This window comes from Gardnerella sp. KA00243 (assembly GCF_049244105.1).
In the GTDB taxonomy this organism is placed as follows: domain Bacteria; phylum Actinomycetota; class Actinomycetes; order Actinomycetales; family Bifidobacteriaceae; genus Bifidobacterium; species Bifidobacterium leopoldii.
This window is the reverse complement of sequence record NZ_CP058375.1, coordinates 1,214,894-1,237,560: the sequence shown is the minus strand read 5'-3', so window position 1 is coordinate 1,237,560 and position 22,667 is coordinate 1,214,894. Positions and strand designations below refer to the sequence as shown.

Below are 22,667 nucleotides of genomic sequence, written 5' to 3'. Positions count from 1 at the left end.
AATAGGATTTTTTTATTACATTTTTAGCAGTAGGATTTAGTTATGTTAGAGATACAAAATATATCTAAGTACTATAAAAAACAGCAAGTACTAAATAATATTTCTTTTGTAGCAGAAGATGGTAAAGTTACAGGTTTTGTTGGACCTAACAGTTCCGGAAAATCAACTGCACTATATTGCGCATTGGGACTCATAAAAGCCAATGGAGGTGAAGCATTATTCGACGGCGTCCCATACAAAAAACTTAATTCCCCAATAGAAACAGTCGGCACAGTATTAGATTTAAAAGCTAATTATAGAAATACTAGTGCTATAAAAAAGCTCACATTCGTCGCGAAGTATTGCAAAATTCCAAAAACGCGCGTATCAGAGATTATGGATATTGCCGGAATCAACTCTATACAAAATATGAAAATTAAAGAAATGTCAACCGGCATGCGCAAACGACTTGAGATTGCTGCAGCACTTCTCACAGATCCTCATAATCTTATTCTCGATAATCCATTCTATGGCTTAGACGTTGAAGGAGTTAGATGGATGCGCGATATCTGCAAATACTATGCAGAACGCGGTGGTGCGGTACTTATCAGCACTAATAACATTAGTGAGCTTTCTCTTATTGCAGACGATCTTGTTATTATTGCACATGGTAAAATTCTACAAAAAACAAGCGTGACAGATTTGCTTACTGCATATTCTCAGAACACTGTACGAGTTGTTACTCCTGAACCAGAAAAGCTATTTGACATTATGCAATCGCAGCATAGTGAATGCTCTATTATGCAAGTTGAGCACAAAAACGAAGACGTACAGGAAGGCGCAGCTTTCGTTATAAATAATGCAAATATTGCAGATTTGGCGCAATTCTTTAACGATAAACAATTACTTACATATCAGTTGAGTAAAGAATGTGTTTCACTCGAAGATGCGTATATGGCGGCAATAGGAGACAACGCAGCATATGTGTCCAAACCTCCATATGTTTATAACAATGTACAAAAATACCAAAATTCTACAGAAGCATATGCTCAGGAACACATCCCTAATAATGTCAACAATGAAACGACTCAGCTAAATTCAATACAACAATTAACGCAAGATGCGGCAGTAGATACTCAATTGTTAAATGAGCCTGAGCCACAATTGACTCCTGAACCTCAACTAACAACAGAGAATACAACTGTGGAGGCAGAAGTAGAGACAGCAGTAAAGGAAGAAGTAAAGACAGCAGTAAAGGAAGAAGTAAAGCCTCAGCTGGCGGAAGAACCTCAAGCAGTTGCAGAACCTAAGGCAGTTGAACCTCAGGCAACAATTGCGGTTGAAACGCATGTGACTACTGAGCCTGAAGCACAGGTATTTCCTGAGCTTGATACGCAGCAAATGACAGAGCATGAAACAAAGGTAGCGCCTGAGACTGCTGTGCAAGTAACACCTGAGCCACAACCCGAGCCACAACCTGAACCTGAACCTGAACCACAAGCCAAGCCTGAGACTGAACCACAACCTGCACCTGTGCTACACGCCAACGTAATAGAGGAAGCCTCTCAAACTGACTTGCCAGCTCAAAAGGCACAACCTATTCAACCGCAGCAGGAGACTCCACAATACTTACAAAATCAGTATGCTCAGCAGCCGTACGCACAGCAACCGTATGCTCAACAGCAATATGAGCAACAACCGTACGCTCAACAGCCACAACAAATACAATACGATCAGCAGTACGCTCAACAACAGTACGCTCAACAACAGTACGCTCAACAACCGTACGCACAGCAGCCGTACGCACAACAATCATACGCGCAACAAAATCAGTATGCGCAACAACAATATGAGCAACCGCAACAAATCCAATACGGTCAGCCGTATGCACAACAGCCGTACGGACAACAGCCGTACGCGCAGCCACAATATTACAATCCGCAATACAGTCAGCAACCATACTATGAGCAGCAGTATGCGCAACAAGATCAGTATCCTGAACCACAGCATTGTGAACAGCAGTATGCGCAACCTCAGTATGCTAAGCCTACTACCGAGCTACCATTGTCTGATACTTCATATATTGGGCCAGAGTATGCTCATCCTCAATTTGCTAAAAAGAAACAAAACGATCAGGATTCTCAAGAAAATGCACAATGAGCTTAGTGCCAGAATTAGTGCCATCTATTATTGCTATGGTTGCTCGGGGCGTTATGCTATTTGCAGTGGGCGCTTTACTTCTAGCAAAAAGAATTAAAACTAGTATCGGCAAAAGTTGCAATAAATAAACCCCGCTCGTTTGCTCAGTAATGATTGCAATCGAACGGGGCTTATTTTTTATTTATACTTACTATGTTTAAATATCGCGATGCTTTTCAATAACGTAGCCAATTGCGTACATGACTACAGCCCAAGCGAGAACCACTAAACCGGACTGCCACCATTCGAAAGCAGTTGCGTCTGGCGGAAGTTGTTCGCCCGTTCCTAAGAATCGGCTCACAGCCTTGGCTGGCAAAAGCTGCATAAGTATTGAAGTCCACTTCGCGAAATTGCTCGTAATCATAATAATGCTAACAAAAGTAGGCAAAATCATCACGGCTCCAATAACGCACATAATTCCGCCAGCAGTTGACTTGCAAATCATGCCGAAACCGTACGCCATTGCTGCCACAACAACCATAATTACAGGTGAGCCAAGGAACAGAGTAAGAGGTAATTGCCATGTTCTACTTCCAGACAAGCCTGAGATATTCTCACCCATAAATGCTAATTCTGCAGCAACTAACGAAACTGCCATTGCAATAAGTTGCACAACAAAAACGTAGATTGTGATTGCAACAAACTTAGCAGTAAAGAACATACCCCTGCGTGGTACAGACGTAAGCGAAGCTTGAATTGAAGTTGTGGAATGCTCAGCTGTTATAGCAAGCACTGCAAAAATCGCAATAATAATCAAAGATATAGAGGCAAAACTAATAACTAAGTTGAAAATACCTTCTTGAGAAGAAATGAGGCTGCTTTTATCGCTCGGCCCCATGGTGACTACACCGCTTGATTTGCCAGCAGACGCACCATGTTTAGTAAAGTCAACTTTAGATATTGTTTTTTGCACAATCGCAATAATAAAGCTGAAAATTACAGGCAAAACAATGGCCAATGCCATACACCACCAGGTTGATGCAAGTCCACGCAACTTAACCATCTCAGATTTAAGCGAGTGCATAAATGTAAGACGTAGATGCTGAGCGTTCATGCTTCTGCCGGTTTTGTAAGAGTTGCTTGTTTCTTGATTAACAGATTGATCAACAGATTGATTAATTTGCTCACTCATTTTGCATTTCCTCCATCCGCATATTGCGTTCCAGTCGCAGCAGTAGCATTTGGCAATGCTTTTGTTACGTACTGCTCTTGGCCGTGCGTAAGAGCCAAATATGCTTCCTCAAGCGATGCATGCTCTTGATTTAGCTGGTAAACCATAATTTGATTATCTGCAATTTCGCGAGCAAGTTGATTAAGCTCACAACCTGTTACCTTAAAAAGTTCGCCCTCTTGAACATCTTGAGGTGTGCGATTATCAGACAAAATCTTACATTCCGGATGATTCTGAGTGAGCACAGACTTTAGTTTTTCGCCTTCAGGTGTCACTAAACGTATAGCATGCTGAGAATGTGCATTAACAAAATCTTGTACTGTTGTGCGCGCCAAAATTTCTCCGTGCGCAATAATCACAAGATTATCTGCAGTAAGCGCGACTTCGCTCATTAAGTGAGAACTAAGTAGTATTGCACGACCTTGGCTTGCATAATACTTGCATAATTCGCGAACCCACTTAACACCTTCCGGATCCAAACCATTAACCGGTTCGTCAAGTATGAGATTATGTGGATCTGCTAAAAGAGCCGCAGCAATGGAAAGACGCTGACCCATGCCAAGCGAGAATGAACCTGCCTTGCGATTTTTTACGCTAGTTAAACCAGTAATATCAATGACTTCATCGACACGTTTCTTTGATATTCCGTGAGTTAAAGCCAATGAATACAGGTGATTGTAAGCCGTTCGACCTCTGTGAGCAGACTTTGCATCAAGAACTGCGCCAACTTCCGTCATTGGGGATGCAATTTTTGCGTAAGGTTTGCCGTCAATAAGAGAAGTGCCACTATTTGCATGAATAAGATTTAACGCGCAACGCATGGTTGTAGATTTACCAGCGCCATTAGGTCCTAAAAAGCCCGTGACCTTGCCGTCTTCAGCGACGAAAGAAACATCGTTAAGCGCTGTCTTTGCACCAAAACGCTTTGTAATATGTTGAAATTCTAACATAAATTAACAATATCACAAATAAAAAAAAATAAACATCAAATGTAAGCGTTTATGAGTACAAGCTACTGCGTTTTAACTAATATTGCTGATGAGATTCTGCTGACAAAATTCTGCTACCGAAATTCTAATTAATATTTTATTAAGATTCAGCAATTTGGTGCTGCATGTTGCGCAATCCATGCGTGCATGGAAACAGCCGCAGCTGCTCCTGCGTTTAGCGAGCGAACAGAGCCAAATTGCGAAATATAAACAACGTCATCCGCCATTTCTAACGCTTTTTTAGAAAGACCCGGACCTTCTGCACCAAAAAGCATAAGGCAACGTTTAGGAAACTTGTAGTTTTCCATAGCAACAGCACCTGGAATAATATCGAGCGCTATAACGCGCGCGTTTTTAGCGTCGTGTTCCTTTATATTTGCGATTTTTTCAGCTTCTTTGTTGCCTTCTGCTTGTGCTTTAAGCAAAAGTTGATGCGCTTCTTCTGCTTCTCGTACTATATTTTCGCGCCAATTAGTTACTAGAGTTTCAATAGTTGGGCAGCACTCAACGTATTGGTAAAGCTCAGTCATTAACGAGCCTTTACGATTCCATTTATGAGGCCCTACAATATACACTTTTTTCGCTGTAAACGCATTTGCAGTGCGAACCATAGAGCCTATGTTGAAATCGTGAGTCCAATTTTCTACAGCTACTTCAAACTCGTGGCGTCCTTTAGAATCGAGATCCGCTTTTATAGCTTCTACTTTCCAGTATCGGTAGCGGTCTAGGACGTTGCGCTGGTCACCTTCGTCTAGTAATTCAGCGCTAAACCGCGCATCGTAATTTGGCGATTCTGGATTATCTGGACGAGGCTCACCTGGATGCTCTTCTTCCCACGGGCCAACTCCTATAGGTCGAAATTCTGGTTCATCGGAAGCTTTTGCAGCCAAAGTAATTGGATTCGGTTCGTGCATGTGTGAGTTTTGCTCCGTTTAATACTTTTGCTTAGTATTGGCAGCTAGTAATTACAACTAGTCTTGGCAGCCGTCAGTTGCGCAATCGCCTGTGCAACCTGACTTGCAATGACCGCCACAGCAATCGTCTTCGCAGCAAGGCTCAGTGCAACCGTCATGAGCGCAATCTCCCGTGCACTCTACTTTGCAATGGCCACCGCAGCAGTTATCTTCACAGCAAGGCTCAGTGCAACCATCGTTAGCACAATCTCCCGTGCACTCTACTTTGCAATGGCCACCGCAGCAGTTATCTTCACAGCAAAGCTCAGTGCAACCATCGTTAGCACAATCTCCCGTGCATTTAACCTCACAATGGCCGCCACAGCAATTGTCGTTGCAGCAATCTTCGTGATCTGCATCTGCACGTAATTCTTCTTCACCGAAAGCTTGAACAAATGCCATTTTAGTACTCTCCTCACTTATTGGATTTACTAATTGAAGATGCCTCATGCCTTGTTCGTCGGCGTCAACACCACCAATTAATGCAACTATAGCAAGAATTTGCGCGCCTTGCTGATGAACAATGCCAAAATCAAGACTTAATTCATTTCCGTGTCGTAAAGTAACAAGCGAAGAAGTTTGAACATACGATTTTTCAGAAAGCCAAGAGTCAAGTAACAATACTCGCTTGCCTTTAACTGACGGACCTTTTGTTGCAGGAAAAACAAAATCCATAACAAAGCCGTCGAGTGCAATTCCTTTACGTTCTGCAGCATGAATAAGCGCAAAAACCATCGGCACTGCAGCAGCAGTTAACGCACCAATAGCGTCAACATCGCGTTCTAACGAATACCCAGCTTTCTCAATTGCATCAAAAAGAACATCTCCAACCAGCTTAGAGCCGCGCTGAGCAAATGTAACAGAAAACAGTTCGCTAAATGGTTTCGCACTCATATCCGCACAAAGCATGCGCTTAAGTTCCGCGCGTTCCTCTTGTAATTCTGCCATTTTTGCACTCCTTAGCGTTTAGAGCTGTCCAATTTTTGACGCTTTGATGTTTTTATGCTTAACGATCTTCTACTGATACTTCTGGAGCGCTCAGCTCTTTAACATCAGCTTTATCGGAATCTATAAGATCTATTGAAGCAATAACCTTACTTTGATCTAACTTCTGAAGTTTACGCGCTGTTACCAACACTCTAGACTCAAGTGAGGAAGCAAACTTATTGTAAGCTGCAACTGTTCTTGCCAAAGATACGCCAAGTTTTGAAGCATTTTCTCCAAGAACCGCAAAGCGATCGTACAATTCTCTAGATAAATCGAAAAGTTCTTTTGCATCATCTGTAAGACTTTGCTGCTGCCATGCGTACGCAACAGACTTAAGCACAGCCCACAAAGTAACTGGTGAAGTGAGTGCTACTTTTTGTGCAAAAGCATCATCCATAAGCGTTGGATCCGCTTCAAGAGCCGCCTGAAGCAATGCTTCGTTTGGAATAAATGCAACTACAAAGTCTGGTGCTGTTTCAAAAGCCTGCCAATACGCTTTAGCTCCTAATACTCTAACATGCTCTCGCAAAGCCTTAGCGTGCGCTTTTAGAAGCTCGCTCCTTCTAGCTAATTCTTCGTCACTTGCGTTATCTGGGATTTCACAAGCACGCTGATAATCCGCATACGGAACTTTTGCATCAACTGGAATTGTTTTGCCTCCTGGCAGATGCACAACCATATCTGGCCTCTGCTGTTCGCCATTTACTCCAGTTACAACAACCTGCGTATCAAAATCAACATGCTCAAGCAAGCCTGCAGATTCAACAATATTCTTTAGTTGAGCCTCGCCCCAAGCTCCGCGAACCTTATTATTTCGCAATGCTGCAGAAAGCGAACTTGTTTCGCGGTCAAGCCTTGTTTGCTGCTCACTTAAGCCTTTAAGCTGAGTGCTCAGCACACCCATTTCTTGTTTACGCCCTTCTTCAATCTGCGAAACTTTATTCTTCAATGCTTCGAGATTGTCTTTTACTGGAGCAAGCGCTTCCAAAACTTTACCTTGTTCTTTCAAAGTTTTTTCACGATTTAATCGTTCGCGTTCTTCTCGCTCTGCGCGCAATTGTTCTTCGCGATTCACTCGCAATTGCTCTGCCTGCTGCGCTTTAGCAAGTTCTGCTTCAACAAACTTTAATCGCTCAGCAAGCTGCTCTGCTTGCGTGCGATACCGTATAGCCTGATTGCCATTTTCTTGAGCTTGAGCGCGCGCTTGTTCATACTGCGAGCGCAATTCGTTAAATTCGCGCTGGTTTACGCCATTAGCGCCTTGCGTTCCAGAGTTGTGCTTAACAATAGCCAGCACAACAATAGCGGTTATTACAACAGCAACCACCATTAAAACAAACATCACAATATTATCGAACATACGTTCTATTAAACACTATTGAGTTGACTTTTGAAATATAATTAAACACGTGCATTACCTAATACAAAATAGCGTGCTGTCTACTGGAAAATAATCCAATAAACAGCACGCTTTTTTATTTGACTACATTGAAGAATGCAGGAACTACGCAATCTTTAGGGTCACATGGTCGCTAGTATTCTCACAATCCGCAACTACGCGAGCACCATCATGCACCTTTCCAGAAAGCAGCAATCGCGCAAGCTGATCGCCAATTTCCGTCTGAACCAATCTACGCAAAGGACGAGCACCATAAACTGGATCGTAGCCATGCTCCGCAAGCCAAGCGCGAGCAGAGTCACTCACATCCAAGCTAATGCGGCGGTCGCTCAAGCGTGCAGCCACTTGACTAACTTGAATATCCACAATTCCACCAAGCTCTTCGCGGCTCAACGGATGGAACATAACAAGCTCGTCCAAACGGTTGATGAACTCTGGCTTAAACTCAGCATGAACAGCATTCATAACAGCCTTGCGTTTAGCAGCATCGTCCAAGCCTTCTTGCACAAGGAATTGCGAACCCAAGTTTGATGTCATAATCAAAATCGTATTCGTAAAATCAACCGTTCTACCCTGGCCATCAGTCAAACGACCATCGTCCAAAACCTGCAACAAAACGTCGAATACTTCTGGATGCGCCTTCTCAACTTCGTCAAAAAGCACTACAGAATACGGACGTCTACGCACAGCTTCAGTAAGCTGGCCGCCTTCCTCATAGCCAATGTAACCAGGAGCAGCACCGATTAGACGCGAAACGGAAGCCTTTTCCATGTACTCGCTCATATCAATGCGAACCATTGCACGCTCGTCGTCAAACAAAAAGTCAGCAAGAGCCTTAGCAAGCTCCGTCTTACCAACGCCAGTAGGACCCAAGAACAAGAAGGAACCAGTTGGGCGATTCGGGTCTGCAATTCCAGCACGGCTTCTGCGCACAGCATCCGCTATAGCCTGAATTGCTTCACTTTGACCAACCACACGCTTAGAAAGCTCCTTTTCCATGTTGAGCAGCTTCTCATTTTCGCCTTGCATCAAGCGACCAACAGGAATGCCCGTCCATTCGCTAACGACTCCTGCAATAGAATCAGCATCAACCTGATCCGGAACCATTGGCTCTTTCGCTTCACTTTTAGCATTAGCGGCCTCAGACTCCGCTTCTTCCAAAGCTTTTTGAATGCTTGGGATTTCACCATACAAAATACGGCTTGCTTGTTCCAAGTTGCCTTCACGTGTGAATTTGTCGGCTTCTACGCGCTTAGCGTCGAGTTGCGCTCGCAAATCACCAACCTTGTTATGGCCAGCCTTTTCCGCATCCCAACGCGCTTTCAATCCAGAAAGCTTTTCGCGCGAGTTAGCTAATTCTTCCTGCAACTTTTCTAAGCGTTCGCGCGCAGCAGCATCTTCCGCTTTCTTTAATTGCATTTCTTCCATTTCAAGACGCGTAACTTTGCGCTGCAATTCGTCGATCTCTTCTGGCTGAGAATCAAGTTCCATACGCAAGTGAGCTGCCGCTTCATCCACCAAATCAATCGCCTTATCTGGAAGCTGTCTGCCAGTAATATAGCGGTTTGAAAGCGTTGCTGCAGCTACGATTGCATCGTCACTAATCGTCACCTTGTGGTGCGCTTCGTAACGTTGCTTAAGTCCACGCAAAATCGTCACCGTATCTTCAACAGATGGCTCGCCAACAAACACTTGCTGGAATCTGCGTTCAAGCGCGGAATCCTTTTCAATATGCTCGCGATACTCGTTAAGCGTAGTTGCACCAACCAAGCGCAGCTCACCGCGCGCAAGCATTGGCTTAAGCATATTGCCAGCATCCATTGAACCTTCTGCAGATCCTGCGCCAACAACAGTGTGAATTTCGTCAATAAACGTAATAATTTGACCGTCCGATTGCTGAATTTCCTTCAACACTGCCTTTAAGCGTTCCTCAAACTCGCCGCGATACTTCGAACCTGCAACCATCGAAGCCAAATCGAGGCTTATAAGACGCTTGTTTTGCAAAGTCGTAGGCACATCTCCTGCCACAATTCGCTGAGCCAATCCTTCTACAACTGCCGTTTTTCCAACGCCCGGCTCGCCAATTAGCACAGGATTGTTCTTCGTGCGGCGAGAAAGAATCTGAATCACGCGACGAATTTCCTGATCGCGCCCAATTACTGGGTCGAGCTTTCCTTCGCGAGCGCGCGCAGTCATATCAACAGAATACTTTTCGAGCGCTTTGTAGTTGCCTTCAGCATCCGGACTTGTCACTTTTGCGCCACCGCGCACAGTTGGCACAGCCTTACGCAACACGTCTGCGGAAACGTTGTGCTTTTTGAAAATATCCGCAACAGCGTTTGGTTCGCTAGCAACCATGCCAATAAGCATGTGTTCCGTAGAAACGTATTCGTCTCCCATTGCGCGCATTTCTTTTTCTGCCTGGCTTAGCGCAGCCAAAAGCTGACGACTTGCATCTGGCTTAGTTGTAGTTGAGCCAGTAGATGAAGGCAATGCCACTAATGCGTTACGAATTTCAGCACCGATTTGTTGCGCGTCCGCCCCCGCCTGAGCAATAAGCGCGCGAACGACGCCCTGCTCTTGGCGGAGTAAAGCATCCGCCAAATGCAGAGTGTCAACTTGCGCATTGCCAGCAGCCGCTGCACTTTGCACAGCGTCGCTTAATGCGTCTTGCGCTAAGGTTGTAAACTTTTGTTCCATATCTACCTCATTTCCACGAAAGCTCTAAAACACATTTCAGTTAAGTCAAATCGCTGCAACTTTTATTGCAATTTCAAGCTTTTTGACGATACTTTTGAGTTCTAACGAGCTTTCACTTTCATGTATCTGATACGTATAACAGATTTTCCTATAACTTTATTCCTAAAACTTGAGTGTACTAGACTCAAGTTTTGTTTTCAAGAACTTTCAATCGCAAATAATTTACGCAAATAATTTAATTAAGCAGCAAGCAAAGTTTAGTTAAGTATCGAGCAATGCTTAATTAAGTATCAAATATGTCGTAATCTTAAAAACATGAGAATTGCACGTTTTTCGTATAATGAAGTTCCGCAATACGCTTTCGTTCAAAAAGATGAAACCGACGGTAAAGATTATTTAGTAGCGCTTGAAGGTCATCCTTTAAGCCCACAAGGAGTTAAACCAACTGGTAAACGTTACGCGTTGGATGCGGATGGCGTGCGCTTGCTTGTACCTGTAATTCCTTCGAAAGTATACGGATTGGCAAAAAATTACGATACCCGTTCTGACGACGAGCGCGCTGCTTCTCCTGCGGCATCTTCGCATACTGCTGCAGATATGGTGATTTTTACAAAGCCGAGCACTTCTGTAATTGGTCCGGACGATCCGATTGTGATTCCTGCTTGCTCAAACGACATGAATTTTGAGCCAGAAGTGGCAGTTGTTATGGGCAAAATCGCCAAAAATGTAACTGCAGATACCGCAATGAATTACGTTTTTGGCTTTACTTGTGTAAATGACGTAACTTTACGAGATTGCGCAGGAAGCGACCCAATGTGGACGCGCGCAAAAGGTTTCGACACTTCTTGCCCACTTGGACCTTGGATTACGACCGAGCTAAATTGGCGCGATGCACATATTTCATTTACGCTTAATGGTGAAAATGTGCCGGAAGCTGACGGCACTACAGCTCGACTTATTCACAGTATCCCTGAGCAAATTGCAGCGATTTCAAGCTTCTCAACGCTTCTTCCAGGAGACGTGATTTTGACAGGAACCCCATACCCGGCTGGGACTTTACGCGCGGGTGACGAAGCGATTGTACACGTAGATGGCATCGGTTCGCTGCGCAATGTGATTGTGCATGCGTAACTACAATCATCAATTTGGCTTAAACTTTGACTTAAAACTACACAAATGCGCGTGGGCCAAAGATTGCCGAACCGATTCGAACCATCGTCGAGCCTTCGGCAATCGCCCACGCAAAATCGCCGGACATTCCCATCGAAAGCTCTAATTTTGCAGAGTTTCCATCATAATCTTGCGCGAGTTGTCCACTTACACAATCTCGAATTTCTCGCAATTTTGCGAAACCACTTCTCACTATTTTTTCATCATCCACGCGCGCTCCGAGCGTCATAAATCCGTGCAAATTAAGCGCCGGAAGACTAGATATAGCGAGCGCTTCATCAATCGCACGTTCTGGCGCGCATCCCGATTTCGTAGCTTCTCCCGAAACATTCACTTCCAACATAACGTCTGTGCAAAGTCCCAAATTTTGCGCGCGCGTAGATATTTTTTGCGCAAGTTCAATACCGTCAACCGACTGAATACCATTTGCAAGTGGTAAAACTTTATTTATTTTATTGCTTTGCAGCTGACCGATTAAGTAGAGTGGAATTTCACCGTTCACTCCAACGCTTAAACCTTCTCTAGCAGCTTGTGCGCGTAAAATCTCGGCTTTTGCAACGATTTCTTGTGGGCGATTTTCCCCAACTACTCGCACTCCAGCTTTAAGCGCTGCCATGATTTCGCCAACATCTCGCGTTTTAGTTGCGGCAAGTAGCGTAACCGACTCAGCTTTGCGACCATAATGCAATTCGGCTTGAGCAATGGCGTCTTGCACGCTGTGCACGCCGTCGGCAATTTGACACGCACGAACACAATCGACTTCAGTATTCGCTAAATCTTTTTGCGTCATATATGCCATTTATGCCCCAATCTATCAAACCTAACTACATAGTTTAGTCAAGGAAGGGCACGGATTTGTCGGCTAGGTTTGCGCGAACAGAATCCCACGGCGTGTCAAGGCTTTCAAACAACGCAAGCGCATCGGCAGCACTCATATCTACCGATTGATTTTGACCATGCTTTTTGTATCCCAGAAGATACATACAATAGCCAATCATGCGCTCGGCACTCCAGCCAGATTCTCGAAGCGCACCGACGTCTAGCGAGTGCTTACTTTTTGCAAGCCGCTCACCTTGAGCGTTATCAATTAGCGGCAAGTGCGCAAATTGCGGACGCACATAATGCGTACCGTGAGCCGCAAAAAATCCTGATTTTTCAAGCAGCTCACCAATCCAAATTTGAAGCGCCGCAGAACGAAGCAAATCGCGGCCGCGCACAATATCATTTACTCCCGAAAGCACGTCGTCAACAACAACCGCAAGCTGGTAAGAAAAAACGCCATCCGCTCGGCGAATCACCATATCCCCCAAATCACGATTAATGTTAAACGATTGCGCACCAAAAATCGCGTCTTCAAAATCAATATTTGCTTGCCTCGAATCAGCCGAGGGAACAGCAAGCCTTAAAGAATGTTGCTGATTATTTTGCAAACGCTTTTCGATTTGCGCCAAACCTTCCGCAGTTTTGCGAAGATTTCTGCACGTACCCGGGTAGCGTATAAAACCGTCGCCTTCTTGCGGAGCTGCAATCGCGCGAATATCGGAACGCGAGCAAAAGCAAGGGTAAATCAACGACTTTCCGTCGTCGTCTTGCAAAGATTCTAGCGCCTCAAGAGCTTCTTGGTAAATTGCGGTGCGTTCATGCTGATAAGTCGGCTCGCCGACCCAATCAAGCCCAGCCCAATGCAAGTCGTCAATCACTCGCGCGCTAGCATCCTTTGGCATGCGCGCAATATCAAGATCTTCTAGACGTAAAAGCATGTGTCCGCCTTGCGATTTTGCAGAGAGCCACGCAGCCAACATTGCTACCATATTGCCAATATGCATACGCCCGGAAGGAGTAGGCGCAAAACGACCAATTGCAATAGTTGACTTCGAAAACATGATTTAGTCTTCCTTAATATCTTTAATTAATAAGCATAAACTTGCAAAACATAAGCTTACAAAATAAAAAGCGCGTAACGCATTCATACTAGCATTACGCGCTTCTTACAATCGCAATCAATAGTAATCAATCGCAATAAACCGCAATCAATTACAGCTAAAAGCAACTACTTTATGCAAATAACGACTTATACATAACCACACCCAAGATTGCGCCGGCAATAGGAGCAATAACTGGAATCCACGCTTCACCCCAGCGAGAAGATCCCTTGTGCGGAATTGGCAAAATTGCGTGAAGCAAACGCGGCATAAGATCACGAGCAGGATTCAAAGCAGGACCAGTTGGTCCGCCCATAGAAGTCACCAAACCCCAAACCACGAAGCCGACAACGATTGAAGCGCCAGCCAAATTCTTCTCACCCCATGGAGAGGTAAGGCAGCAAAGAGCAGCCAGAACAAGCACAAGTGTGCCGAAGAACTCGTTAAGGAAGTAGTTAAGCTTGTTGTTATACGCATCCGTAGTGCAGAAAGTGCCAAGAATTGCTTCTGGCTCCTCAGTTTCGTTGTAGTGCGGCAAATACGTTACGTACACAATAAGCTGACCAACCAGCGCACCTAAAAGCTGAGCTACAATATAAGGCACAACGTTAGCCCATGGGAACATGCCGTTTACAGCTTGCGCAATTGTCATAGCAGGATTGATATGCGCGTGGGAAATTCCGCCAAACATGAGCACTGGGAACATAACACCAAAACCGTAGCCCATAGCAATATTTAGCCAGCCAGCATGGTGCCCTTTAGTATTTTTTAATTCAACGTTTGCTACAGCACCGTTTCCGAAAATCATGAGAATAGCAGTGCCAATAAATTCTGCAGCCAACATTGCCATAAACGAATGTTGCATGGTCCTTCGATCCTTCTTACCTGTTTCAAACTCCACACACGTAATCACGCGCATAAATAACGACTCGTCACTTAACAATCGTCCAACAACTCGCAATTGCGATTAGCACAGCATGGAACACAATATATTCTCATTTTCAAAGAAGCTAAGAAAATGAATTCCAACATTTATTCTTTGATAGTTTCCCTTATACGCGCGACAGTCTGCGTAAATAGTAAAATCGCCCTCACATCAAAAGAGGCCCGCCACTTTGGCGAGCCTCTTATCTACAAAAACAATATCTGCGGTTTCATCTTCACAACATCCTCGTTGCAACGGTTAAAGTCTTAAATATCCCGTCCAACGTCCACGGATTTCATATCCATACACTTTTGTGGGTTACCGCTATCTCTTTTTTGTTTTTGTAATTATTATTATCATCGTTTTTTACCTAATAGTAAAGAGCAAATTAGCCTTTGTTAACATATTGTCACTACTGTTCAATTGCACACGAAAAATCGTAACTCTTGCGGCCTTTTGTGAACATGCAAAGGTTATCATGTTAAATTACGTTCGCATGAGACACACTCCGGCGTGTCGCAAGATATTTTTCGAGCGCGAAGCAAGCAAATAAAATCGACACTCATTCGCGCACTTCCCTTACAACGCATACAATTACAGAATATGGTACAAATTTTTGACGCTCCCTCAAAGGCGATTCTGCGCGGTCAAATTGCAGAGCATATCGCCGAAGATGAAAAGGCAGAAAAGCGTGAAGCTCGTGAGGGTGAGCTACCGTTGCCAAAAGATCGTTTCTTCGACCGAGAATTAAGCTGGTTGAAGTTCAATCGTCGCGTGCTTGAGTTGGCTCAGAATACAGATTTGCCACTTCTTGAACGCGCTAATTTTGCTGCTATATTTGCGTCAAATCTCGACGAATTCTTTATGGTTAGAGTTGCAGGATTAAAGCGCAGAATAGATTCTGGAATAGCAGTAACTGCAGCATCCGGCTTAAGCCCTCGCCAGCAGTTGCGCGCTATTAGTGAGGTAACTCACCGCCGTCAAGATGAGCACGCTCACTATGTTATTGAGCACATTCTTCCTGAGCTTGCCAAACAGCGCATTGTTTTGCTCAGCTGGGATAAGCTTACAGAATCAGAAAAAGCACGTTTGTCTGATTACTACAAAAAGCAAGTTTTCCCTGTTCTTACGCCTCTTGCAGTGGATCCTGCTCACCCATTCCCGTACATTTCCGGCAAGTCTATTAACTTGGCTGTTATCGTCGAAAATCCAAATTCTGGAAAGTCGCATTTTGCTCGTGTAAAGATTCCAGATAATTTGAATCGCCTTGTACCAGTTGACGATTTAACAGACGAGGAAGGTCGCGAAGAGCGTTACGGCTTCATTACTATGGAAAAGCTGATTGCAGCACACTTGGAATCGCTTTTCCCAGGCATGATTATTAAGGAAGCCCGCTCATTCCGAGTTACTCGTAACGAAGATATTGACGTTGAGGAAGATGACGCAGAAAACTTGCTCAACGCTATGGAGAAGGAACTTCTTCGCCGCCGCTTTGGACCGCCAATTCGTTTGGAAATTTCTAACGAGGCCAGCCCATTCCTTTCTCAGCTTCTTGCAAATCAGCTTCGCGTAAGCCCTGAGGAAGTATATCGCTTGCCTTCGCCGCTTGATATGACGGTACTGTTTGAATTGCAAGCGCTTGACCGCCCTGATTTGAAGTATCGTCCGTTCATTCCTACTACGAACCGTCAGATTGCGGAAGTTGAAACTAGCCACGCGCAAGATATTTTCGCTTCTATTCGCGAGCATGACATTTTGTTGCATCATCCTTACGATTCGTTCTCTACTTCTGTGCAAGCATTCCTCGCGCAGGCTGCCGCGGATCCAAAAGTGCTTGCAATTAAGCAGACTTTGTATCGCACGTCTAGCAATTCGCCAATTATTGACGCTCTTGTTGACGCAGCTCACGCTGGCAAACAGGTACTTGCGCTGGTTGAGATTAAGGCACGATTTGACGAGGACGCAAATATTGCTTGGGCTCGTAAGCTTGAGCGCGCAGGCGTTCACGTTGTGTACGGCATTGTTGGTTTGAAAACTCACTGCAAGCTTTCGCTCGTGGTTCGTCAGGAAGCAGAAGGATTGCGCCGCTACTGCCACGTTGGTACAGGTAATTACAATCCTAAGACTGCTCGCTTGTACACGGATTTGGGATTGCTTACTTGCGATCCTGTAGTCGGCCAGGATTTGACTCGCTTGTTTAACCAGCTTTCTGGTTACGCGCCGAAGTCTAGTTTCCACCGCCTGCTTGTTGCCCCTCGTACAGTTCGCACAGGTATTATTGCGCGAATTCAGCGCGAGGAAGCTGCAGCTCTTGCTGGTAAAGAAGCATGGATTAAGATTAAGGTCAATTCTGTAGTTGACGAGCGGACTATTGACGCTTTGTATCGAGCTTCGCAAGCTGGAGTAAAGATTGATATTGTTGAGCGTGGTATCTGCTCGCTTAAGCCTGGCATTGAAGGATTGAGCGACAATATTCGCGTTCGTTCTATTCTTGGCCGATTCCTTGAGCACAGCCGCATTTACGCTTTTGCTAACTCTTGCGGTCCGCAGATTGGCGACGGTCCTGCAAGCGGCCCAGAAGTGTGGATTGGTTCGGCTGATTTAATGCACCGCAATCTTGACCGCCGCGTTGAGACGCTGGTTCGTATCAGTGCGCCTGATCAGGTTGAAGCTTTAATCCAGTACATTGATTTGCAAATGGCTGATTCTACTGTTTCGTGGTGGATGGATGGTGACGGCACGTATACCTTGCATTCTCGCGATAAGGAAGGTCGTCCGCTCGTTGACAGCCAGGCTTACTTGATTCATACTCACACGCGTAAGCCTCGCGGCGCGAACTAATCGCAAGCAACTAAATAAACGATAAGTAAGAGCCAGATTCAGTAACATGTTTCTGGCTCTTTTTGTGTTTATTACCACTTCTAATCTGACTAAATCTCAAGCGTTCCAGCAATAGTCGAAATCTTCTACAGCACCATTTGCCAGTTTTAGGAAGTTTTTTAAGTAATTATTTATCAGTTTTGGCAAATTTAAGGATTATAAAACAATTTGTTACTGTTATGACTGTGACAAAAGTAAAAGATTACGGCACAACTAAAAGTTGTGAAAGAAAACCGCTAAAATAGTGAATATGAGTGCAGTAACGACGCAATACGTTGAAGCAGCTGGCGGAATTATTTATCGCAAGCGCAATACTACAAACAGCTCAAATGCAAGTGGAGAGGCAAAAACAAGCAGCGACTCAATAAAGTCTAGCGACGATGATTTTGAGCTTTGCCTAGTCTACCGTCCTAAATATGACGATTGGAGCTGGCCAAAAGGAAAGAATGAGCCAAAAGAATCACATCGCCACACAGCAGTGCGCGAAGTTGGAGAAGAAACAGGATATTCAGTCACACTAGGTCCGCACATCGCCAAAATAGAGTATCCGCTTGAGCGCGAAGGCAAAAAATCTTCCAAGAGCAACACATCAAATAGCAACCAAAATCGCAATTCTCAGCCGGAAGTAATAAAGCGAATCCACTACTGGATGATGCGCTTAATCGATAAGCCAACCGCAGCAAAGCGTCTTCCTGCTTTCGGACCAATTAAGCCTGCTAAACCCACTGAAATCGGCAATGTGTTATGGCTTACTCCTTCTCAAGCACGAAAAAAGCTTACGCACGATAGTGACCGCGAAGTGCTAGATGCTTTCTTAGAGAAGCTACACGAAGGTCAAGCAGAATATAGCACGTTGCTTTTAGTGCGTCACGGAAAAGCTGAGTCTCGAAAAACTTGGCAAGGAAGCGAAGCGACTCGACCAATCACGCCTCTAGGTGCTGCCGCCTCATACGCTTTAGGCCGCGAGCTTGCCTGCTACGCGCCGAATAAAATCATATCGTCTCCTTGGAAGCGTTGCTTAGAAACAGTTGCGGCTTTTGCGCACGACTCTTCGCTTTCTATCGAACAGGTTGCGGAACTTACAGAAGATTGTCACGAGAAAAAACCAAAATCTACATTGTCTGTGCTTATAAACGAAATACAAAATCTTGAGTGCAACACACAAAATACAAGCGAAACTAACAATGTAAGCACAACCAACAATGCAACAGTCATATGCTTGCATCGCCCGGTTATCGGCACTTTCTTCGATTATTTGCGCGAAATAACAAAACCTAGAGCACACAAACGCATACTCAGCCAAAAATCTCCATACATGCCTACAGGAAGCGCAATAGTTTTGCACATAATTAATACCCCTAAAGGCGCTCGCATTATCGATATTGAAAAGGTTCTTCCAAGTGTCTACTAGTTTAAATTCACAATCGAGTTCTATTCATTCAAGCAGATCTGCTTTTATGCCAAGCCCCACTGGCTCTGCCCGCCCAAGCCGACCTGCACAAATGGATCCTGCGATGCTCGCGCAGATTGAAGGAGGCACGGATCCGCAAATTGTGCATGAGATTAGCCGCACTTCCGCTGCTGTTTTGCTTAACCGCGTTCATAAAACACAGTCGCCGGAAATCGTTGAGCGCGTGCTGAATTTGGTTGAAAATGAAGGTATTGAAGTTATTGCAGATTTGTGGAGTCATGCGGAGGCTGAGTCTCTTCCTGGAATGTTGTGGCGACTGTATTTACTGCGCATGTCTTTACGAAAACAGCGCGAAGCTTACGCTGAGTACTGGAGTCTTGGCGAGCCTGAAGCAACAAGTGCTTCAGCTATTACAGGAATTGATGAGACTCCTACCGGAGAAGATATTGCGCGACTTGCAGATTCTATTCTTTCCGGCGCTTTTACAGGCGATTTTGCTGTAGCGCTTTACCGCGCTTCAACTTTTACTTCAATTATTGCGAGCGGAATGCGAGTTTACGCAAAAAAGTTAGACGAGCAAGAAAATACAATACACACGCAAAAAATTTCAAAGGTTTTGCACATATCCGCAAATATGCACGCTCTTTCACTATCTTTTGCTCATGGAGCAAAATTGTGGCGAGCAGGAAAGTTGGAATAAATTATTTTCGATTAAAATTGTGCGGCGCGTGAAAACAGAAAACAAGGTATACTCAAAATGATGCTGGCTTGTGCTTAAGCCCCGGGCTCCATTTTTTGCCGCTGCGAGCGGCGTTTGCGCCGACAGGCGCTTTCGCAAGTCAGTATCGTTTCTGTTTTGAATTTTAGATTTTAGATTTTGCTAGATAAGTTTAAATAAAATATATTTTCCACTCACATTTGTTTATATTTTGCGCAAAAATAACGGCACGCCGCTAGCTTAACGTGCAATGCTTGCACTAATCTAGAAAGTATGGATCTTCATGTTTTACATCATCCGCTGGTGGACCACAAGCTCACCGTTTTGCGAGATAAGAATACACCTTCTAACATTTTCCGCGAGTTGGTTTCCGAATTGGTAACCCTCGAAGCATACGAAGCAACCCGCAATTTGGAAGTTAGCGATCGCGAGATTGAAACTCCTATTTGCAAGATGACTGGCAAGCATTTGAACCGCCCACGCCCAATGGTTGTGCCGGTTTTGCGCGCTGGTCTTGGCATGCTCGATGGCATGACTCGCCTTCTTCCAACCGCTGAGGTTGGATTCCTTGGCATGAAGCGCGACGAGCAGACGCTCGACATCATCACTTATGCCAACCGTTTACCAGAAGATTTAACTGGCCGTCAGTGCTTCCTTCTTGACCCAATGCTTGCCACTGGTGGCACTCTTATTGCTGCTACACACTATTTGGCTGAGCGCGGTGCTAAGGACGTTACTGCTATTAACATTTTGGCAGCTCCAGAAGGCTTGGAACGCCTGGAGAAGGAGATTGATCCTTCTATTGACTTTAAGGTTGTTGTTTGCGCTGTTGATGAGCATTTGAACGACAAAGCTTATATCGTTCCAGGTCTTGGCGACGCCGGCGATCGCTTGTATGGCTTGATTGACTAATAGTTACTAACCAAATCAAGCGAAAGCTAGAATCAAAAACTACAAAAAGCCTGCTGATTTTGCAACACTTTGCAAGTTCAGCAGGCTTTTGTGTTTAGCGTTGACAAATTTTGCGCAGATAAATCTCTTTACCGCGGACGAGTTACGGCCACTTCGCGAGCGCGCTCTGCTAATTCGTCTAGTTTAGCAATTTCCGCGCGTTGAGAATCAGTCTGCTTTGGCGAAAATTCGCCGTAACGATTTTGCGCAGCAGTACGGATTAAAAAGTCAGCCAGACACGGATTTTTTGGCAAAACTGAGCCGTGCATATAAGTGCCAATAACATTGTATTTGCGCGCTCCTTCCGTGTGATCCTTGCCATTATTACCGCAATTTTCACTATCAACCGAGCCAAGTGGCTGAGTATCACCCTCCAAGCTTGTTCGTCCAGAATGGTTCTCATAGCCCACAATATCGCCAAAATCGTCGCTATGTTCCACAAGATTTCCAATCATGCGCACATCTTGACCAACCGTATGCTCGCCAAGTATTCCAATTCCTTTAAGCTTTTGACCCTCAACGGTTTCAAAATACTCTCCAAAAAGCTGGTAAAGTCCGCAAATCATAAGCATTGGAACGCCATTTTCTGCAAGCTCACGAATCGCGCCCGCGCGCGCAAATAAATCTTCTGTGACTCTGCTTTGACCATGATCTTGACCACCGCCGCCAAGAATCATATCCACACGCTCTGGCCATAAATCGCCAACATTGTACTCGTGAAGTACAGGCTTGTAACCGTACAATTCCGCTCGGCGCATAATCGTAAGCACATTGCCGTAGTCGCCGTAAATATTCATGTCTTTTGGATATAGCGACACAATATGTAGCACGCGATTTGCGTTTTCAAAAGTAGCATTTGCTTTACTAATATTACTGGAATCATTCATGACAACTACTTTCCAACTCCAACGTCTTTAACTTCCGCGAGTTGCGCTAAAGCAGCGCGTACGCGAAGCATGGCAGTATACGTGCAGTATATGCGTTTAGCATTTTTAGTATTGCCACTAAAATCGCCATTTACAAAAGCTTTAGCATCTTCTTCCAAATCCGTATTCACATTGCGAGCCTCAACCTTATCGTATTGCAGCCGCAAAGCCATATCCCATGCGCGAGTACCAGAAACGCACTCAACTCCAGTGCCGCTAAAGCTTGCAAAATCAACGTCCCACAGCCAGCTCATGTCTCTACCGTCCGCATATTCGTCACAAATTGCAATCATAGTATCGTGATTTTGCGGATGATCCGAAGCGATTGCAAGCCTAAAACCAATAGGATTCTTCACTAAAACAAGCTCAACAGGAGCGCCATTAACTTCAATTACTTCGCCTCTACCAAAAGCAGGAGTTACGTGCGAAATCGCTTCCATAAGCGCATCGTCATCGAATTTTTGCAGCGCAGAATTTTGTTTTGCAGCGTCCGCCAAGATAGCGCGAACTACTGTTGCTGCAGCAGCAGCGTTGAAAATATTGTAAGCACCGTCAAGTTTTACAGATGTGGTTTTACGCTTGCCATCAAGTATAAACTCAGCCTCATGGTCTCCAACTTTTGAAAGCACAACGTCTGCTTTAGGAAGATTGTTAGCCTTGCTTTCTGCAGCATCTTCGCAATTTTCGCTTTTTTCGGAACTATTGTGCAAATCATCATCCGTCGGGAACATGCTTTTTACAGCGTCATCCAAACCAAAATACCGCACACAAGTCCCGGAAGGAACAACTTTTGCAAGCGCGCAAATACGTGGATCCTCACGGTTTAGCACTACCGTTCCTTCGGTTGCTTCAGCCACGTTGCTTAATAGTTTTGCAGTTGTGTCAATTTCGCCGAATCGGTCAAGCTGATCTCGCATAACGTTTAGCAATAAAGAGTAGCGAGGCTTGATTTGATTTACAAAATGCACTGCGTACGCTTCGTCGAGCTCTAAAACTGCAATATCCGCATTTAGTTTTGTGCCAAAAGCAGGCATTGTTTTTGCAAGGGCTGCCACTACTCCTCTAGTAAAGTTTGAACCGGTTGGATTAGTAAATACGTTAAGTCCTGCGTCGCGCAGCATAGAAGTTACCATACGCGTTGTGGTAGTTTTGCCATTGGTGCCAGAAATCAACACTATTCCGTACGGCAATGCGGCAAGAGTGCGCGCTAAAAAGCCAGAATCGAGGCTCTCAATAACTTTCCCAGGCAATGCGCTTCCACCATGATGTAGCAGCCTAGAAAGCGCGCAAACAAGTTTACCAACAGCAGGCATGGCAAAACTGTACCAATGCTTATGCAAATTTTGGCGCAACTTTTTATGCGATTCATGGTCGCGGCTTGACATAC

The 22,667-nt window shown here is 44.8% G+C and carries 17 protein-coding genes; 6 read left to right on the top strand and 11 right to left on the bottom strand.

What is annotated here, in order from left to right:
* The first annotated feature begins 42 nt into the window (after nt 1-42).
* Nucleotides 43-2,139 carry an ATP-binding cassette domain-containing protein gene (locus HXT50_RS04680; protein WP_421777069.1) on the top strand — a complete coding sequence of 699 codons (2,097 nt, stop codon included), beginning with the start codon at nt 43-45 and terminating at the stop codon, nt 2,137-2,139.
* 196 nt (nt 2,140-2,335) lie between these two features.
* Here HXT50_RS04680 and HXT50_RS04675 read toward each other — a convergent pair whose 3' ends face one another.
* From HXT50_RS04675 to clpB, 6 genes are all read right to left on the bottom strand, one after another.
* Complete coding sequence (locus tag HXT50_RS04675; protein ID WP_004574206.1) at nt 2,336-3,310, bottom strand: ABC transporter permease subunit; 975 nt, start codon at nt 3,308-3,310, stop codon at nt 2,336-2,338.
* Nucleotides 3,307-4,299, bottom strand: a complete 993-nt coding sequence (locus HXT50_RS04670) for an ABC transporter ATP-binding protein (protein WP_004105867.1) — start codon at nt 4,297-4,299, stop codon at nt 3,307-3,309. Before HXT50_RS04670 ends, HXT50_RS04675 begins: the two co-directional genes overlap by 4 nt.
* Nucleotides 4,300-4,445: 146 nt before the next feature.
* Nucleotides 4,446-5,252 (bottom strand): TrmH family RNA methyltransferase, encoded by an 807-nt coding sequence (locus tag HXT50_RS04665; protein ID WP_116971232.1) that lies wholly within the window; start codon nt 5,250-5,252, stop codon nt 4,446-4,448.
* Nucleotides 5,253-5,309: 57 nt separating this feature from the next.
* Nucleotides 5,310-6,239 (bottom strand): hypothetical protein, encoded by a 930-nt coding sequence (locus tag HXT50_RS04660; RefSeq protein ID WP_421777068.1) that lies wholly within the window; start codon nt 6,237-6,239, stop codon nt 5,310-5,312.
* 58 nt (nt 6,240-6,297) lie between these two features.
* On the bottom strand, nt 6,298-7,638 hold the full coding sequence (gene rmuC, locus HXT50_RS04655) for a DNA recombination protein RmuC (RefSeq protein ID WP_004105862.1): 1,341 nt from the start codon (nt 7,636-7,638) through the stop codon (nt 6,298-6,300).
* A gap of 144 nt (nt 7,639-7,782) precedes the next feature.
* Nucleotides 7,783-10,377 carry an ATP-dependent chaperone ClpB gene (gene clpB / locus HXT50_RS04650; RefSeq protein ID WP_421777067.1) on the bottom strand — a complete coding sequence of 865 codons (2,595 nt, stop codon included), beginning with the start codon at nt 10,375-10,377 and terminating at the stop codon, nt 7,783-7,785.
* Between the two features lie 315 nt (nt 10,378-10,692).
* On the opposite strand from clpB, the gene HXT50_RS04645 reads away from it, so the two are divergent.
* Nucleotides 10,693-11,508, top strand: a complete 816-nt coding sequence (locus tag HXT50_RS04645; protein WP_174143486.1) for a fumarylacetoacetate hydrolase family protein — start codon at nt 10,693-10,695, stop codon at nt 11,506-11,508.
* Nucleotides 11,509-11,545: 37 nt separating this feature from the next.
* Here HXT50_RS04645 and HXT50_RS04640 read toward each other — a convergent pair whose 3' ends face one another.
* From HXT50_RS04640 to HXT50_RS04630, 3 genes are all read right to left on the bottom strand, one after another.
* Nucleotides 11,546-12,346, bottom strand: a complete 801-nt coding sequence (locus tag HXT50_RS04640; RefSeq protein ID WP_004119565.1) for a YggS family pyridoxal phosphate-dependent enzyme — start codon at nt 12,344-12,346, stop codon at nt 11,546-11,548.
* A 34-nt stretch (nt 12,347-12,380) separates the two neighbouring features.
* On the bottom strand, nt 12,381-13,430 hold the full coding sequence (locus tag HXT50_RS04635; RefSeq protein WP_101885829.1) for a glutamyl-Q tRNA(Asp) synthetase: 1,050 nt from the start codon (nt 13,428-13,430) through the stop codon (nt 12,381-12,383).
* A gap of 172 nt (nt 13,431-13,602) precedes the next feature.
* Nucleotides 13,603-14,334, bottom strand: coding sequence for an MIP/aquaporin family protein (locus HXT50_RS04630; protein ID WP_032842372.1), 732 nt, complete (start codon nt 14,332-14,334; stop codon nt 13,603-13,605).
* 663 nt (nt 14,335-14,997) lie between these two features.
* On the opposite strand from HXT50_RS04630, the gene HXT50_RS04625 reads away from it, so the two are divergent.
* The 4 genes from HXT50_RS04625 (at nt 14,998) to upp (ending at nt 20,315) form a co-directional block, all read left to right on the top strand.
* The gene (locus tag HXT50_RS04625; protein WP_064340417.1) at nt 14,998-17,235 is read left to right on the top strand and encodes an RNA degradosome polyphosphate kinase; all 2,238 of its coding nucleotides are present in this window, start codon (nt 14,998-15,000) and stop codon (nt 17,233-17,235) included.
* 289 nt (nt 17,236-17,524) lie between these two features.
* A complete protein-coding gene (locus tag HXT50_RS04620) occupies nt 17,525-18,685 on the top strand; it encodes an NUDIX hydrolase (RefSeq protein WP_004119574.1) in 1,161 nt (386 codons plus the stop codon).
* A 46-nt stretch (nt 18,686-18,731) separates the two neighbouring features.
* The gene (locus tag HXT50_RS04615; RefSeq protein WP_004119577.1) at nt 18,732-19,385 is read left to right on the top strand and encodes a hypothetical protein; all 654 of its coding nucleotides are present in this window, start codon (nt 18,732-18,734) and stop codon (nt 19,383-19,385) included.
* A 291-nt stretch (nt 19,386-19,676) separates the two neighbouring features.
* Nucleotides 19,677-20,315 (top strand): uracil phosphoribosyltransferase, encoded by a 639-nt coding sequence (upp, locus tag HXT50_RS04610; RefSeq protein WP_004119581.1) that lies wholly within the window; start codon nt 19,677-19,679, stop codon nt 20,313-20,315.
* Nucleotides 20,316-20,443: 128 nt separating this feature from the next.
* Here the strand turns inward: upp and HXT50_RS04605 are convergent, their stop codons facing one another.
* Both HXT50_RS04605 and HXT50_RS04600 read right to left on the bottom strand, forming a co-directional pair.
* Nucleotides 20,444-21,241 carry a type 1 glutamine amidotransferase gene (locus tag HXT50_RS04605; RefSeq protein WP_117008630.1) on the bottom strand — a complete coding sequence of 266 codons (798 nt, stop codon included), beginning with the start codon at nt 21,239-21,241 and terminating at the stop codon, nt 20,444-20,446.
* Nucleotides 21,242-21,246: 5 nt separating this feature from the next.
* The gene (locus tag HXT50_RS04600; RefSeq protein WP_174143491.1) at nt 21,247-22,665 is read right to left on the bottom strand and encodes a MurT ligase domain-containing protein; all 1,419 of its coding nucleotides are present in this window, start codon (nt 22,663-22,665) and stop codon (nt 21,247-21,249) included.
* Between the last annotated feature and the right edge of the window lie 2 nt (nt 22,666-22,667).

What these genes read in the sequence shown, in the direction of transcription:
- HXT50_RS04680 (WP_421777069.1), top strand. Translation starts at nt 43, where the DNA reads ATGTTAGAGATACAAAATATATCTAAGTACTATAAAAAACAGCAAGTA.
- HXT50_RS04675 (WP_004574206.1), bottom strand. Translation starts at nt 3,310, where the DNA reads ATGAGTGAGCAAATTAATCAATCTGTTGATCAATCTGTTAATCAAGAA.
- HXT50_RS04670 (WP_004105867.1), bottom strand. Translation starts at nt 4,299, where the DNA reads ATGTTAGAATTTCAACATATTACAAAGCGTTTTGGTGCAAAGACAGCG.
- HXT50_RS04665 (WP_116971232.1), bottom strand. Translation starts at nt 5,252, where the DNA reads ATGCACGAACCGAATCCAATTACTTTGGCTGCAAAAGCTTCCGATGAA.
- HXT50_RS04660 (WP_421777068.1), bottom strand. Translation starts at nt 6,239, where the DNA reads ATGGCAGAATTACAAGAGGAACGCGCGGAACTTAAGCGCATGCTTTGT.
- rmuC (WP_004105862.1), bottom strand. Translation starts at nt 7,638, where the DNA reads ATGTTCGATAATATTGTGATGTTTGTTTTAATGGTGGTTGCTGTTGTA.
- clpB (WP_421777067.1), bottom strand. Translation starts at nt 10,377, where the DNA reads ATGGAACAAAAGTTTACAACCTTAGCGCAAGACGCATTAAGCGACGCT.
- HXT50_RS04645 (WP_174143486.1), top strand. Translation starts at nt 10,693, where the DNA reads ATGAGAATTGCACGTTTTTCGTATAATGAAGTTCCGCAATACGCTTTC.
- HXT50_RS04640 (WP_004119565.1), bottom strand. Translation starts at nt 12,346, where the DNA reads ATGGCATATATGACGCAAAAAGATTTAGCGAATACTGAAGTCGATTGT.
- HXT50_RS04635 (WP_101885829.1), bottom strand. Translation starts at nt 13,430, where the DNA reads ATGTTTTCGAAGTCAACTATTGCAATTGGTCGTTTTGCGCCTACTCCT.
- HXT50_RS04630 (WP_032842372.1), bottom strand. Translation starts at nt 14,334, where the DNA reads ATGCAACATTCGTTTATGGCAATGTTGGCTGCAGAATTTATTGGCACT.
- HXT50_RS04625 (WP_064340417.1), top strand. Translation starts at nt 14,998, where the DNA reads ATGGTACAAATTTTTGACGCTCCCTCAAAGGCGATTCTGCGCGGTCAA.
- HXT50_RS04620 (WP_004119574.1), top strand. Translation starts at nt 17,525, where the DNA reads ATGAGTGCAGTAACGACGCAATACGTTGAAGCAGCTGGCGGAATTATT.
- HXT50_RS04615 (WP_004119577.1), top strand. Translation starts at nt 18,732, where the DNA reads ATGCCAAGCCCCACTGGCTCTGCCCGCCCAAGCCGACCTGCACAAATG.
- upp (WP_004119581.1), top strand. Translation starts at nt 19,677, where the DNA reads ATGGATCTTCATGTTTTACATCATCCGCTGGTGGACCACAAGCTCACC.
- HXT50_RS04605 (WP_117008630.1), bottom strand. Translation starts at nt 21,241, where the DNA reads ATGAATGATTCCAGTAATATTAGTAAAGCAAATGCTACTTTTGAAAAC.
- HXT50_RS04600 (WP_174143491.1), bottom strand. Translation starts at nt 22,665, where the DNA reads ATGTCAAGCCGCGACCATGAATCGCATAAAAAGTTGCGCCAAAATTTG.